General features: G+C 74.0%; 11 protein-coding genes. 7 read left to right on the top strand and 4 right to left on the bottom strand.

Translation table 11 applies throughout. The features are described 5' to 3' along the window. From pth to E1266_RS38975, 7 genes are all read left to right on the top strand, one after another. A partial coding sequence (pth, locus tag E1266_RS27755; protein WP_132051968.1) for an aminoacyl-tRNA hydrolase occupies nucleotides 1-428 on the top strand: 428 nt, incomplete at its 5' end. A 254-nt stretch (nucleotides 429-682) separates the two neighbouring features. Further along, on the top strand, nucleotides 683-2,158 hold the full coding sequence (locus E1266_RS27760) for a sugar transferase (RefSeq protein ID WP_132051970.1): 1,476 nt from the start codon (nucleotides 683-685) through the stop codon (nucleotides 2,156-2,158). 104 nt (nucleotides 2,159-2,262) lie between these two features. Further along, a complete protein-coding gene (locus E1266_RS27765; RefSeq protein ID WP_132051972.1) occupies nucleotides 2,263-3,219 on the top strand; it encodes a 3'(2'),5'-bisphosphate nucleotidase CysQ in 957 nt (318 codons plus the stop codon). A 117-nt stretch (nucleotides 3,220-3,336) separates the two neighbouring features. Next, on the top strand, nucleotides 3,337-4,254 hold the full coding sequence (gene cysD / locus E1266_RS27770) for a sulfate adenylyltransferase subunit CysD (protein WP_132051974.1): 918 nt from the start codon (nucleotides 3,337-3,339) through the stop codon (nucleotides 4,252-4,254). Between the two features lie 62 nt (nucleotides 4,255-4,316). Next, complete coding sequence (locus E1266_RS27775) at nucleotides 4,317-5,579, top strand: GTP-binding protein (protein ID WP_132051984.1); 1,263 nt, start codon at nucleotides 4,317-4,319, stop codon at nucleotides 5,577-5,579. Nucleotides 5,580-5,701: 122 nt separating this feature from the next. Further along, nucleotides 5,702-6,598, top strand: a complete 897-nt coding sequence (locus tag E1266_RS27780; RefSeq protein ID WP_132051976.1) for a glycosyltransferase family A protein — start codon at nucleotides 5,702-5,704, stop codon at nucleotides 6,596-6,598. A gap of 94 nt (nucleotides 6,599-6,692) precedes the next feature. Continuing rightward, the gene (locus E1266_RS38975) at nucleotides 6,693-7,592 is read left to right on the top strand and encodes a hypothetical protein (RefSeq protein ID WP_207945952.1); all 900 of its coding nucleotides are present in this window, start codon (nucleotides 6,693-6,695) and stop codon (nucleotides 7,590-7,592) included. A 3-nt stretch (nucleotides 7,593-7,595) separates the two neighbouring features. Here E1266_RS38975 and E1266_RS27790 read toward each other — a convergent pair whose 3' ends face one another. The 4 genes from E1266_RS27790 to E1266_RS27805 are packed head-to-tail and all read right to left on the bottom strand — an operon-like array spanning nucleotide 7,596 to nucleotide 14,166. Next, a complete protein-coding gene (locus E1266_RS27790) occupies nucleotides 7,596-8,930 on the bottom strand; it encodes a chromosome condensation regulator RCC1 (RefSeq protein ID WP_243718953.1) in 1,335 nt (444 codons plus the stop codon). Further along, nucleotides 8,927-10,243: a ParB N-terminal domain-containing protein gene (locus tag E1266_RS27795; RefSeq protein WP_132051978.1), complete on the bottom strand. Its 1,317-nt coding sequence runs from the start codon at nucleotides 10,241-10,243 to the stop codon at nucleotides 8,927-8,929. The genes E1266_RS27790 and E1266_RS27795 overlap by 4 nt, the downstream gene beginning before the upstream one ends. Next, on the bottom strand, nucleotides 10,230-11,918 hold the full coding sequence (locus E1266_RS27800; protein WP_132051980.1) for a polysaccharide biosynthesis C-terminal domain-containing protein: 1,689 nt from the start codon (nucleotides 11,916-11,918) through the stop codon (nucleotides 10,230-10,232). The genes E1266_RS27795 and E1266_RS27800 overlap by 14 nt, the downstream gene beginning before the upstream one ends. After that, entirely contained in the window at nucleotides 11,905-14,166 is a 2,262-nt protein-coding gene (locus E1266_RS27805; RefSeq protein ID WP_132051982.1) for a hypothetical protein, read from the bottom strand. The genes E1266_RS27800 and E1266_RS27805 overlap by 14 nt, the downstream gene beginning before the upstream one ends. Between the last annotated feature and the right edge of the window lie 163 nt (nucleotides 14,167-14,329).

Here is a 14,329-nt window from a genome sequence, read left to right on the forward strand (position 1 = left end):
TCCTGGAGGGGCGGCTGGCGGGGGCGCGTGCGGTGCTGGCGAAGCCGCGTTCGTTCATGAACGTGTCGGGCGGGCCGGTGAAGGCGCTGTGCGATTTCTACAAGGTTCCGGTGGAGCGGCTCGTCGTGGTCCATGACGAGCTGGACATCCCGTTCGGTGCGGTGCGGTTGAAGCAGGGCGGCGGTGACAATGGTCACAACGGTCTGCGGTCGGTGACGAAGTCGCTGGGGTCGCGGGATTACCTGCGGGTGCGGTTCGGGGTGGGCCGGCCGCCGGGGCGGATGGATCCGGCGGCGTTCGTGCTGAAGGACTTCTCCGCGGTGGAGCGGAAGGACCTCGATCTAGAGGTGGCGCGTGCGGCGGACGCGGTGGAGGCGTTGCTCGCGGACGGTCTCGCCGCGGCGCAGAACGTCTTCCACGCGAGTTGACCGGATCCGGCCACCGAATCCGGCATTCCCGTCGATGATCAAGCGTCCTTGACTGGACTTTTCATGTGCGTCCGTCCGGGTTCACGGGGCTTGTCGGCCCGGTGCGGCGGTTCGGGCCCTGACCACGGTAAAGCGAACGTAGGATGCTGGTCGGACGAGGTTCATGATGTATGTGAACCTCAAGCGGCGTTCAACCGTCTTCGGTGTGAATCGCGCTGATGGGGCGCGCGTTACAGGGGATTGGTGAGTGGTGTATGGCCGTCGTTGACAAGGTGCAGGCCGAGTCATCGATTCGCCATGAGCCCAAGCGCTCGTCGTCGCAGAGCTGGAGCGGATCTTACCGCCGCAAAGCGGGCTATCTGGACTTCCTGAGCATGCTGGCGGCCGGGGTGATCGCGTTCGTGCTCCGGTTCCCGGGCGTCCCGACCGAGCTGAACGCCCCGTACGTGGCGCTGACGGTGGTGCTCCCCGTGGTGTGGCTGCCGACGCTGATGCTCTGCCGGGCCTACCAGCCGCGCTACGTCGGCGTGGGCTACGAGGAGTTCCACCGGGTGCTGCGCGCCGGTTTCATCCTCACCGCCACCGTCGCGATCGTGGCGTACGCGACGAAGACCGAGGTGGCGCGCGGGTACGTGGTGATGGCGCTCCCGCTCGGGACGTTCCTCAACCTCATGGCGCGGTACCGCCTCCGCAAGTGGCTGCACAAGAAGCGCTGGAACGGCGAGTGCATGCGCCGCGTGGTCGCGGTGGGGCACCGGACGTCCGTCGCGGACCTCATCAAGGTGCTGCGGCAGAAGCGCTACCACGGGATGGACATCGCCGCGGTGTGCCTGCCCCCGGCGCTGGCGTCGGGTGACGACGCGGTCGCCGAGGTGGAGGGCGTGCCGGTGATGGGCGACTTCTCCCAGGCCGCAGCGGTCGCGGACCGGATCGGCGCCGACTCCGTCGCGGTGCTGGCGTGCCCGGAGATGGACGGGGTGGCGCTGCGCCGGCTGGCGTGGCAGATCGAGCGGGACGACGTGGAGCTCGTCGTCGCGCCCGCGCTGATGGACGTGACCGGCCCGCGGATCTCGATCCGCCCCGTGTCGGGCCTGCCGCTGCTGCACGTGGAGCACCCCGAGCTGGACGGCGGACGGAAGGTGTTCAAGGGCCTGTTCGACCGCACCGCCGCGCTGGCCGGCCTGGTGCTGCTGAGCCCGCTGCTGCTGGTCGTCGCCGTCCTGATCAAGATGACGAGCTCCGGGCCGGTGCTGTTCCGGCAGGCGCGGGTGGGCCGCGGCGGCCGCGAGTTCACCGTGCTGAAGTTCCGCACGATGGTGCAGGACGCGGAGCAGCGCAAGGTCGAGCTGCTGGAGCGCAACGAGAACGACGGGGTGCTCTTCAAGATCCGGGAGGACCCGCGGATCACCCGGGTGGGCCGCTGGCTGCGCCGCTACTCGCTGGACGAGCTGCCCCAGCTGATCAACGTGCTCCGGGGGGAGATGTCGCTGGTGGGCCCGCGCCCGCCGCTGCCGGAGGAGGTCGCCCAGTACGGCGGCGACGTGTACCGGCGGCTGGTGGTGAAGCCGGGGCTGACCGGCCTGTGGCAGGTGAGCGGCCGGTCGGACCTGTCGTGGGAGGAGTCGGTCCGGCTCGACCTGCGGTACGTCGACAACTGGACGCTCGCGCTCGACCTGCAGATCATGTGGAAGACCTGGTCGGCGGTCTTCCGCGGTTCCGGCGCCTATTGAGCGGGGCGTGCCGGCCGGGAGGCGGGACCTGATCCGAGGGCCCCGTGCACCCGCATGAGAAAGTGGATCGAACAGACCATTCGAGTCGGGAACGTGATCAAGGGATGACGGACAATGGCGCCCGCGAGGGGGCGGCGGACGACCACGCCCTGGCGGCGGAGCTCGCCGGCACGGCGGGCCGGCTGCTGCTCGGCGTGCGGGACGAGCTGGGATTCGCCGACGCGCGGGCCCTGAAGGACACGGGCGACCTCCGGGCGCACGAGTACCTCATGGCGGCCCTCGCCGAGCGCTGTCCCGGCGACGCCGTGCTGTCCGAGGAGGGCCGCTCGTCGGCCGCGGGGAAGCGGTCCCGCGGCGACGACCGCGCCCCGACCCGCAACACCGCCGACGCCGAGCGGCGCACCGCCGAGCGGGTGTGGATCATCGACCCGCTCGACGGCACCCGCGAGTTCTCCGAGGAGGGCCGCCGCGACTGGGCGGTCCACGTGGCGCTGTGGCGGCGGGACCCGTCCGGCGGGGGGCGGCTGGCCGCGGGCGCGGTGGCGCTCCCGGCGCAGGGCCTGACGCTCCGGACGGACGCGACCGGCGGCGCCTCCCTCGTCCGCACCGACCCGGGGGAGCCCGACCCGGTGACGGCCGGTTCGGAGACGGCCCGCAGGACGCTGCCGCGCGAGGTGCCGCTGCACGCCCCGGCGCCGGACGCCGGCAAGCTGCGCATCGCCGTCAGCCGCACGCGGCCGCCGGAGTTCGTCCGCCGGCTCGCGGAGGAGCTGGAGCTCGACGTGGAGCTGGTGCCGATCGGGTCGGCGGGGGCGAAGATCTCCGCGGTGCTGCTCGGCGAGGTCGACGCGTACGTGCACGCCGGCGGCCAGTACGAGTGGGACTCGGCGGCCCCGGCGGCGGTCGCGCTGGCCGCCGGAGCGCACGCGTCCCGGGTCGACGGGGCGGCGCTGGAGTACAACCGGGAGGACCCCAGGCTGCCGGATATCCTGGTGTGTCATCCCGCGTCGGCGTCGACGCTCCTAGCCGGCATCCGGGAAGTGAGCGGCGACCTGCCGTGACCCGCCCGGTGCCCGCGGCGCCTCGCCGGGGCGGGCCGGCGTTCGAGCCGGTGGCAAGGCGCGCCCTCGTGCCACCGGTTGCATCTGCCAGAGAAGCGTGGAGAGAAGCCACAGACCATGCAGCGTTCTGATTATCTGCTGTCGCAGCTAGACGTCCTCGAAGCGGAGTCCATCCAGATCTTCCGGGAGGTGGCGGCCGAGTTCGAGCGGCCGGTGCTGCTGTTCTCGGGCGGCAAGGACAGCCTGGTGATGCTCCGCCTCGCCGAGAAGGCGTTCTGGCCCGCGGCGATCCCCTTCCCGGTGATGCACGTCGACACCGGCCACAACTTCCCCGAGGTGATCGAGTTCCGCGACCGCCGGGTCGCCGAGCTGGGCGTCCGGCTGGTGGTGGCGTCGGTGCAGGAGTCGATCGACAGCGGCCGCGTCGTGGAGCAGAAGGGGCGCCGCGCGTCCCGCAACCGGCTGCAGACGACCACGCTGCTGGACGCGATCGAGGAGCACCAGTTCGACGCCGCGTTCGGCGGCGCGCGCCGCGACGAGGAGAAGGCCCGCGCCAAGGAGCGGGTCGTCTCGTTCCGCGACGAGTTCGGGCAGTGGGACCCGAAGAACCAGCGCCCGGAGCTGTGGAACCTGTACAACACCCGGATCACGCAGGGCGAGCACGTCCGGGTCTTCCCGCTCTCGAACTGGACCGAGCTGGACATCTGGGACTACGTCCGCCGCGAGGAGCTGGAACTCCCGCCGATCTACTTCGCGCACACCCGGCGGGTGTTCGAGCGCGACGGGCTGCTGCTCGACGCGCAGACCGGGTTCGCGAACCGCGGCGACGACGAGCCGGAGTTCGAGGCGACCGTCCGGTACCGCACGGTGGGGGACGCGTCCTGCACCGGTGCGGTGAAGTCGAACGCCACGGCTCTCGACGAGGTGATCGAGGAGATCGCGGCCACGCGGATCACCGAGCGCGGGCAGACCCGCGCCGATGACCGCACCAGCGAGGCCGCGATGGAGGACCGCAAGAAGGAGGGCTACTTCTGATGGCCGGCAACGAGCCCGCGCAGACGAACCGGCCCGCGAGGGCCCACGAGCCGGCCAAGTCGATGGACCTGCTGCGGTTCGCGACCGCCGGCAGCGTCGACGACGGCAAGTCGACGCTGATCGGGCGGCTGCTGTTCGACTCGAAGTCGATCTTCGAGGACCAGCTGGAATCGGTGGAGAAGACCAGCGTCGACCGGGGCGAGGAGTACACGAACCTGGCGCTGCTGACCGACGGGCTGCGCGCCGAGCGGGAGCAGGGCATCACGATCGATGTCGCCTACCGCTACTTCGCGACGCCGCGCCGCAAGTTCATCATCGCCGACACCCCGGGGCACATCCAGTACACCCGCAACATGGTGACGGGCGCGTCCACCGCCGACCTGGCGATCATCCTGGTGGACGCCCGCAAGGGGATCCTGGAGCAGTCGCGGCGGCACGCGTTCCTGGCGACGCTGCTGCAGGTGCCCCACCTGGTCGTGGCGGTCAACAAGATGGACCTCGTCGACTACGACCGGAACGTGTACGAGAGCATCGTGGACGAGTTCACCGCGTTCGCGTCCAAGCTCGACGTCACCGACCTGACCTTCGTGCCGATCTCCGCGCTGCACGGCGACAACGTCGTGGAACGCAGCGTGAACATGCCGTGGTACGAAGGGACGTCGCTGCTGCACCACCTGGAGCACGTGCACATCGCGTCGGACCGGAACCTGATCGACGTGCGGTTCCCGGTGCAGTACGTGATCCGCCCGCACGCGTCCACGGACCCCGAGCTGCACGACTACCGCGGCTACGCGGGGCAGGTCGCGGGCGGCGTCCTCAAGCCCGGCGACGAGGTGGTCCACCTGCCGTCCGGGCTGACCACGACGATCACGCACATCGACGGGCCGCGCGGCCCGGTCGACCAGGCGTTCGCGCCGATGTCGGTGACGCTGCGGCTCGCCGACGACATCGACATCTCCCGCGGCGACATGATCGCGCGGCCGAACAACCGGCCCGAGGTGGCGCAGGACCTCGACGCGATGGTGTGCTGGATGACCCCCGACCGCACCCTCTCGGCGCGGTCCAAGCTGATCGTCAAGCACACCACCCGCACCGCGAAGGCGCTGGTGAAGGAGCTGCACTACCGCCTGGACGTCAACACGCTCCACCGTGACGAGCAGGCAACGGAGCTCGGCCTCAACGAGATCGGCCGCATCTCCCTGCGCGTGACGCAGCCGCTCTTCGTCGACGACTACGGCCGCAACCGGTACACCGGCGGCTTCATCCTCATCGACGAGGCCACCAATAACACCGTCGCCGCCGGAATGATCACCGGCGCGAGCTGACCGGCCGCCGCGGGGCCCGCGCGGCCCCGCGGCACGGTCCACCTCCACCTCCGGCTCCCGCACCGTTCCTCCCGACCAGCTCCTCCCGACCAGCTCCTCCCGACCAGCAAGGCAGGCCCCCGATGCCACCATCCGTGGGAGTCGTCCTCCCGACCCGCAACCGGCCGGAGCTGCTGCGCCGCGCGCTGGAGTCGGTCCTCGCGCAGGACTACGAAGGCGAGCTGCGCGCCGTCGTCGTGTTCGACCGCGCCGAGCCGGACATGTCGCTCGCCGGGGACCGCGTCGAGGTGATCGCCAACACCAGGGAGCCGGGCCTCGCGGGGGCCCGCAACTCCGGGATCCTGGCGCTCGGCACCGATCTCGTCGCCTTCTGCGACGACGACGACCAGTGGCTGCCCGGCAAGCTCGCCGCCCAGGTGAAGGCGCTGGAGGGGGAGCCCGATGCGGTGCTGTGCAGCGCGGGGATCGTCGTCGACTTCGACGGCCGCGAGCTGCCCCGGCTCGCCGGGACCGACCGCGTCACCTACGACGCCCTCATCCGGGACCGGATGATGAGCGTCCACTCGTCCACCTACGTGGCGCGCCGCGAGCCGCTCATCGAGATCGGCATGGTGGACGAGACGATCCCCGGGAGCCAGGGCGAGGACTGGGACCTCGCGCTGCGCGCCGCCCGCCGCCACCCCGTCGTCAACGTGGACGAGCCGTACGTCCGCGTCCTGTGGGGGCTCACGTCCTACTACGCGCAGGCGTGGGAGACGAAGGTGGCGGCGCTGGAGTGGTTCCTGGAGCACTACCCGGAGATCGGCGAGGTGCCGGGCGCCGCCGGACGGGTGTACGGGCAGCTCGCGTTCGGGTGCGCCACCGTGGGCCGGCGGCGGGACGCGCTGCGCTGGTCGGCGCGGGCGCTGCGCGCGAACCCCGCCGAGCGGCGGGTGCCGTTCGCGCTCGCCGTCGCGTCGGGCGCCGTCTCCGGCAAGCGCGTCCTGCTCGCGCTGCACACCCGGGGCCGCGGCATCTGACCCATCGGTGCCGTTTCCCGGCTTCGGCCACCTTTCCCCACGTCACGCCGGTACTGTCAATGGTCGTCGCAGAGTGTTAGAAGGAGCCGCTCTCGTGAACATCTCTTCCCGCCGCATCGTCGCGTCCGGGGTGCTGACGCTGGCGCTGGCGCCCGCGATCGGGCTGACCGCCACCCCCGCGTCCGCGGAGGTCGACCTCGACGCGATCGCCGAGGGCATCACCGAAAGCGGCTACTACGTCGACTCGAAGGCCAAGTACTATGAGTCGGACGGGGCGCAGGAGCTGCTCCGCCAGGCGCAGGGGCGCTCCGTCCCGGTGTTCGTCGCGGTCGTCCCGGCCGGGAACGACGCCGGGCAGATCCTGCAGCGGCTGCCGGGCATGCTGAACCGCAAGGGCACGTACGCGGTGCTCGCCGGCGACCAGTTCCGGGTCTCCTCGAACACGCTGCCCGAGGGGCAGGTGAAGGCCGTCTACAGCAAGGCGGTGAAGGCGGGCCACGGCAAGCCGGACGTGGCGCTGCTCAGGTTCGTCCAGACGCTGCCGGAGTCGAAGTACGCGCCGCCGAAGGCCGGGCTGCCCGGCAACAACGGCAAGCCCGCCCCGGAGACCCCGCCGGCGGAGGTGCAGCAGCGGGAGGAGAAGACCCTCGCCGAGTCGCAGCCGACCGCGCCCGCCGAGGGCGCCCCCGAGGCCGCGCCGAAGGACGACGGGTCCGCGATGCCGTTCCTGCTCGGCGGCGGCCTGGTGGCCGTGGCCGCGGCCGGTGCCGGCGGCTTCCTGCTGTGGCGGCGCCGCTCCCTGACGCCCGCCACGCCCGGCGCCCCCGCTCCCGGTACGCCCGCTCCCGGTACGCCCGCTCCCGGTACTCCTGGGCCCGGTGCCCCCGCCTCCGGCGCGCCAGGTGCCGAGCCGCCCGCACAGCCGTCCGGTCAGCCGCCCGCGGAGGCGTCGGGGCCGGGGGAGACCAAGCCCGAGCCGCCCAAAGAGTCCTAGCTCCTAGCTCACGGAGTCCCGCGGGCTCACCAGCAGGATGAGGTGGCGTTCGCCGACCCCCGCCGACAGGGCCTTGCCCGGGGCGGTGCCGGCGGCGGCCGCCACCGGTCCGGGCCTGCTGCGGGGCGCCCGCTTCCCGGAGCCGAGCTGGCCGCTGCCGCCCGCGCCCCACGTGAGCGTCGTCCCGTCGGCCAGGATCGCCGCGCCGTACGCCTCGCCCGCGAACACCTGCGCGGCGCGGCGCAGCCTCTTGTCGTCCTTGCTCCGGCCCACGACGGGGACGGGCTCGGTGCGCGGCTCGACCGTTCCGTCGCCGAGCTGCCCGGCGGTGTTGTTGCCCCAGGCGACGACGGTGCCGTCCTCGCGCAGCGCGTAGTTGTGCTTCTCCGCCGCCGCGATCGCGGAGACGCCGCCGAGGTCGCCCTTACCGCGCACGCCCTTCACCAGGGCGGGGACGAGCCGGTCCCGGCGCGTCCCGTCGCCGAGCTGCCCGAGGTCGTTGTGGCCCCATGAGGCGACCCGCCCGTCCCGCAGCAGCGCCAGCCCGTGCTGCCCGGCGACCGCGATGCGGGCGACGCCGGTGAGGTGCCCCTCGCCGTCCAGGCCGCGCACCGGGACGGGCAGCGAACGGTCCTCGCGGGTGCCGTCGCCGAGGTTGCCGTAGTCGTTGGCGCCCCACGCGAGCACCTCCCCGTCGCTGCGCAGCGCCAGCTCGGTGTGCCCGTCGGCGGCGATCGCGGTGATGCCGGTGAGGGGGCCGTTCCCGTCCGGTGCCCGCACGGTCGTGGGGAGGCGCGGGGCGGTGCGCTCGCCGATGCCGCGCTGCCCGGAAGACCCCTTGCCCCACGTCACCACGGTCCCGTCGCGGCGCAGCGCCATGGAGAAGTCGTTGTTCGCGGCGATCGCCACGACGTCGCCCAGCCGCCCCCCGCCGGGCGCCCGGACGGGGACGGGAACGTTCCGGTCGCGGGTCGTGCCGTCGCCGAGCTGCCCGTGGTCGTTGGCGCCCCACGCGACGACCTCCCCGCCGGCGCCGACGATCGCGAGCGAGTGCCGCCCGCCGCCCGCGACGGCGTGCACCCCGTCGAGCCGGCCCTCGCCGCCGATGCCGGTCACCGGTGCGAGCCCGGGGTCGGTCCGCGCGCCGGGACGGCCGAGCTGCCCATTGGCGTTGAGGCCGCTCGTCCACACGGCGCCCGTCCGCTCGATCGCGGACCCCGCCGCGGGCGGCGCGGGGATCGGCCGCGGCGCGGGGGACGCCGGCTCTCCGCAGGCCGCCGCCGTCAGGAGCGCGGGGACGGCCAGCATCGCGGCGGCCGCCCGGCGCGCGGGGGTCACGCCGAGCGGACGCAGGCGAACAGGTGCCTGGCGTAGTTGTCCTCGTACGGGGGCCGGGCGTCGTCGTCGGGGCCCAGGTCGACGATCTCGTCGAAGCCGGTGTTCTCGCGCAGGAACCGCTCGACGCGCGCCGGGTCCCAGCCGCGCAGCGACTCGGCGAACCACGCCTCGTTGTCCTGGCCGGTGTCGAAGAACAGGACCCGGCCGGTCGCGCGGTCCAGCAGCCGGATCAGCTCCTCGGCGGACACCGAGCCGCGGCCGAGGACGAAGTGGTGCAGCAGGCTGAAGCACGACACCACGTCCCAGCGGGCCGGGTCGTGGCCGCCGAGGAACTCGACGCAGTCGCCGGTGGCGATGGCGCCGTCCGGCAGGCCGTAGACCGCGCGGCCGAGCGGGACGGCGAGCGGGTCGCGCTCGATGCCCTCCGCGTCGAAGCCGCGCTCGCCCAGCTGGGCGACGAACCAGCCGTAGCAGCTCGCGACGTCCAGGTAGCGGCCGCCGGAGATGCCGCGCTCGGCGAGGAACGCGTCCATCTTGGCGAGCCGGTCGGTGCACTGCCGGACCGTCGTCCAGCCGGACCGCAGCTCGGGCGCGTCGATCGGCTGGTACAGCTCGTGGGTGCCGTCGAGCCAGCTCATCTTGAGCAGGAGGTCCTGCAGCGGGGTGGTGACGGGCAGCCACTTCGCGACGACGCTCGCGCCGTCCGCCCCGCTCATCGCGGCGATCGCGAGCCGGTGGTGGCCGTCGAGGATCTGGTACTGGTCCGAGCCGCGGACGGGGGCGACGAGCACCGGGTCCTGCGGGCCGCTCTGCTGCGGGCGGGGCGCCGCGCCGGGCGCCTCCTCGCCGCGGTAGCGGGCCACGAACGCGCGGGCCGCGGCGAGCACGCCGGCCTCGTCGGTGCCGCCGAAGTAGTTCCCGCCGGCCTTGATGCAGCGCAGCCCGAGCCGCCCGTAGGGGCTGTCGAGGATCTGCTCGTCGCTCAGCTCGGGCACCTCGTCGGCGAGCCGCAGCAGCGCGACGTGCGGGCCGTCCAGGAACGGCGTGGAGGGCCACAGCAGGTCGTCGGTGCGGTCGGCGAACTCGCGGGCGGTCCAGCCGCCCTGCGCCCCGACGAGGAGCTGGTCGAACCGGACGGGCACCTTCCACGGGCGGCGCAGCACGGCGGTGGACACCGCGACGCGCGCGGCGGCCGGGATCGGCAGCGAGCGCCCGGCGTCGACCAGGCGCCCGTACACGGGGCCGCTCGGCGCGATCCCGGTCTTGCGCAGCACCGCGCGGGACTTGCGGCGGACCTGGTCAATTCCCGGCATGGGCGCTCCTGGCAGGTGTCGTGTCGGCGGCCGGCGCGGCGGCGGGACCGGCCGGGCCGTGCCGACCGGAGGATGCGGCGCGGCCGCGCCTCCCCGGCAGCAGGGAGGCGAAGGCGGTCAGGGACAGCCGCTCCCGGCCGCCCCACATTAGGGCAAAGTACAGGATCGTGCCCGGGACCAGGGCACATGCGAGCGCGAGGGGGCTGGAACCGGCCACGAGCCGGACCGCGAGCGGCAGCGCCCCGAAGCTCAGCAGGGCCGAGCCGCCGGCCCAGAGCAGGCCCGCGCTCGCCGGGGTCATCCCGAGGATCCGGCGGACCTGGACGAGGGCCAGCAGCGTCCGGACGAGCAGCCCGCACGCCCGCGCCAGCGCCGCCCCCGCGATGCCGAGCGGCGGGATGAGCAGCACGTTCAGCACCAGGTTGACGGCGAGCGCGGTGCTCTGGTTGACCAGGCTCAGCCCGCTGCGCCCCGCCATCAGCAGCATCACGTCGCGGGCGCCGGTCGCGGTCGCCACCAGCATCGCCATCGCGAGGATCACCGTGACGGTCTCGCCCGACCCCGCGTAGCCGGGGCCGAACGCGCCCAGGTAGACCGGTGCGCCGACGGCGATCGACAGGTGCACCGGCCAGGCGAGGGCGAGGTTCCACGACGCGCACACCGCGAAGATCCGCTGCGCGCCCGCCCGGTCCGCGAGCGCCAGCAGCCTGCTGACGGCGGGCTGCATGACGTTCTGCACGGCCTGGGTGACGAGCTGGCTGATCACGATGAACCGGGTCGCGGCGGTGTAGATCGCCGCCTCGCGGGGCGAGCTGAGCGCCGCGACCAGCACGATGTCGGCGCGCTGGAACGCCGTCTGGCAGACCTGCGCGAACGCGCGGGGGGCGGTGAACCGCCAGAACTCGCCCGCCAGCGGCCGCCACCCGGCGGGCACCGGCGCGTCCGTTCGCGTGTCCGCCGCCGGGTCCGCCGCCGGGTCCGCCGCCGGGTCCGTCGGCGCGGGCGCCTCGGCGGGGCCGCCCGCGCGGCTGATCTTCCGGTACCACGTCGCGGCGATCAGCAGGCAGGGCAGGTAGGGCGCGGCCCAGGCCAGCGCCAGCCAGACCGCGCCGTCGGCCAGCACCGCCGCCGCGACCACCCCGGCGACCTGGAGGGTCTGCCGCAGGATCTTGTCGACGAGGACGGTCGGCCGCATCGAGCCGTAGCCGCGGGTCGCCGCCAGCAGCACGTCGTGCGCGGCGGCCAGCGGCAGGAACAGCGCCAGCACCCGCACCATCGCGGCGGCCTCGCCGGGGTCGCCGCCGCCGAACTGGCCGGCCGTCCACGGTGCCGTGGCCGCCAGGACGAGCCCGGCGGCCGCCGCCGTCGCGAGCACTGGGACCAGCGCCACCGGCACCGTCCGCAGCGCGGCGGCGCGGTCGCCGAGCGCCAGGTGCCGGGGCACCCAGCGCAGCAGCCCGGCGTCCGTGCCGAGCCACGAGACGGCCTGCAGGATGATGAACAGCGACGTCGCGGCGAAGAACACGCCGGCGATGCGCTGCGAGTACAGGTGCGCGACGAGGAAGACCAGCGCGAGGCCCTGCACGCCCGCGACGGCGGCGCCCACCAGGTTGAGCGCGCCGCCCCTGGCGAGTTTGTTCAGATTGGGGCCGGCGCCGGGTTCAGGGTCCGGCATGCCGCCCGGCCTTGTGCGCGTTCTTGCCGTAGCGCGGCACCACGTCCGCCGACTCGCCGGACGCACCCGACACACCGGAGGCGCCGGATCCGCCGGACTTGCCGGGCGCGCCGCCCGCGGGCTCGTCCGGGATCTCCGGCGGCATGTACTTCGAGATGTCCTCCTGCGTGCGCGTCGAGGCCGACTCCAGCGCGGCGTCGGTCTCGGCCTGCTCGTCGTGGATCGCCGGATCGCCCGGCGCGGCAGGGTCGGAGGGGTCGGGCTCCGACGGCCGGGCCCTGCGGGCGCGGCTCCGCGCCGAACCGGTCGCCCCCGACGGGGAGGTCTGCGGGACGTCCGCCGGCGCGATGGGCTTCGGCGCGACGGGCTTGCCCGGCCCCGAGGGCGGCTCCAGCGACGGCGGCGTGGGCCGCCGCGCCGAACCGGCCGGCGGCGCGGCGCGCCGCGAGCCGGGCCGGGGCGGCCGGGACGCGCCCGTCCGCGTCTCCGCGGACCGCGGCGGCTGCTTGATCTGCGGCAGCGCCTGGGTGACGAGGGACGCCGGGTCGGCGGCGGACCGCTCGTCCTCGTCGTGCCGCGCGTTCGGCCAGTACCCGCCGTCGTCGGCCGGGTCGGGCCGCCGGGGGTCCTCGGCCCCGGGCTGGTCGTCGGCCCACCCGAGGTGGGCGTCACCGCCGGTGCGGTTCTCGCCGCTGCCGCGCGGGTCGGGCGCGCGCGTCTCGGCGGCGTCCCGCGGCGGCCGGGCCTGGCGGGACGGGGCCGGCCGCGCCTGCCTTCCCCCGCGCGGCTCCGGCGGCTCCAGCAGCGCGCCGAGCACGGTGACCCCGGCGCGTTCGGCCTCCACGTACGCCTGGCGCAGCTCCTCCCGGGTCGTCACGCCCTGGTTGACCACGAGGATGACCGCGTCCATGAACGTGCACAGCGCCTGCGCGTCGGCGTCGTGCAGGCTCGCGGCGTTGACGACGAGGTACTCGCTGCGGCGGCGCAGCACCTTCACGGTCTCGCGCATGCGCGGGCCGCTGAACCGGTGCGCGGCCTCCAGGGCGCGGGGGCCGCGCGGCAGCAGCCGCAGCTGCGAGTCGGTGTGGATCAGCAGGGTCGCCGGGTCGGTGCCGGACAGCAGCGTGTCGGACAGCCCCTTGCCGGGCCGCGCGCCGAACAGCCCGGTCATGTCGGCGTCCTCGGTGGTCGCGTCGATCATGATGGTCTTGGCGCCGGCGAAGGCGAGCGAGACCGCGAGGTTGGCGCTGGCCAGCCGGGCGCTGCCGCCGGGGGTGGCGCTGGCGACCAGCAGCGCGACCGGGGTCTGCGGCGCGGTCGCCACGACCGCGGCGCGCAGCCGCCGGTACGCCTCGCCGACCGGGCTCTTGGGCGCGCTGACCAGCGCGAGGGAGTCGCCGGGCGGGCCGCCGGGCGGGATGGTCGACAGCGCCCGCACGCCGAGGCCCTCGACGGCCTCGGCGTTGCGCAGCCGCTGGTTCAGCCGCTCCCGCAGCAGGATGATCACGAATCCGGCGAGCAGCCCGAGGAACAGGCCGCCCGCGCCGTACAGCGCCTTGCGGATGACGCCGGGCCCCGCCGGCGCGTCCGCGGGCGTGATGACCTGGCCGGGGTCGATCGGGGTGCTGGCGATGTCGTTGGACTGCTCGTCGATCACGCCGAGCTGGTTGGTGTAGGCGGTGACGCGCTGCTGGAGGGTGGCGCGCTTGGAGCCGCTGGACAGCGCCAGTTCCCGGTTGGTCTGCGTCAGCAGCCGCTCGACCTTGCTGGCCTGCGCCTCCAGCTTGGCGAGCTGGTTGTTCACCACGCCCTGGGCGCGCTGCGAGCGGTACTCCAGGTAGGCGTCGGCGAACGCCTGCGCGCCCGCCCGCGCCTCCGCCGAGCTGGAGGCGGTGTAGGCGAGGTTGAGCACCTGCGTGTTGGGCGGGACGGAGACCTCCACGTCGCCCTCGGGCTCGCGCCCCAGCTTCTTCTGGACGATCTTCGCGACCCCGTCGGTGCCGACGAGCTGCGCCTCCGTCTGCAGGTTCACCAGGTCGTCGCCGCGTCCCTCGGGGGAGTACGGGTTGCCCTCCAGCGGGCTGACCAGCACGGTCGCCGTCGCCTGGTAGGGGGGCGGCACGGCGATCTCCAGCCCGATGCCGGCGCCCGCGCCGAGGACGCCGAGCGCGACCAAAGCCACCGTGTAGCGCCGGACCAGGGACAGCAGCTGCCCTCCCTGCGGGTCGGCCGTCTGGTCAGCTCCCACGACGTTCCCCCTCATCGATCCGGCTCGTGCCTGGCGGGATGTTCACCAAGACTTTAACCGCGCGTTGCACGCGGACGGTTCCGTTCATCTCAACCTCGTCCGGGAGCGGTGGCTCTGGGTGGGGTCCGGTCGGCGGTGCGCCTCGGGGCCCGGGGTGTGGGGC

Origin of the sequence: Actinomadura sp. 7K534, from assembly GCF_004348575.1 — a bacterium.
GTDB classification, from domain to species: Bacteria; Actinomycetota; Actinomycetes; order Streptosporangiales; family Streptosporangiaceae; genus Spirillospora; species Spirillospora livida.

Bases quoted from the DNA above. Each gene is read 5' to 3' on its own strand.
- E1266_RS27780 (WP_132051976.1), top strand. From the start codon at position 5,702: ATGCCACCATCCGTGGGAGTCGTCCTCCCGACCCGCAACCGGCCGGAG.
- E1266_RS27760 (WP_132051970.1), top strand. From the start codon at position 683: ATGGCCGTCGTTGACAAGGTGCAGGCCGAGTCATCGATTCGCCATGAG.
- E1266_RS27765 (WP_132051972.1), top strand. From the start codon at position 2,263: ATGACGGACAATGGCGCCCGCGAGGGGGCGGCGGACGACCACGCCCTG.
- E1266_RS27795 (WP_132051978.1), bottom strand. From the start codon at position 10,243: ATGCCGGGAATTGACCAGGTCCGCCGCAAGTCCCGCGCGGTGCTGCGC.
- E1266_RS27775 (WP_132051984.1), top strand. From the start codon at position 4,317: ATGGACCTGCTGCGGTTCGCGACCGCCGGCAGCGTCGACGACGGCAAG.
- cysD (WP_132051974.1), top strand. From the start codon at position 3,337: ATGCAGCGTTCTGATTATCTGCTGTCGCAGCTAGACGTCCTCGAAGCG.
- E1266_RS27800 (WP_132051980.1), bottom strand. From the start codon at position 11,918: ATGCCGGACCCTGAACCCGGCGCCGGCCCCAATCTGAACAAACTCGCC.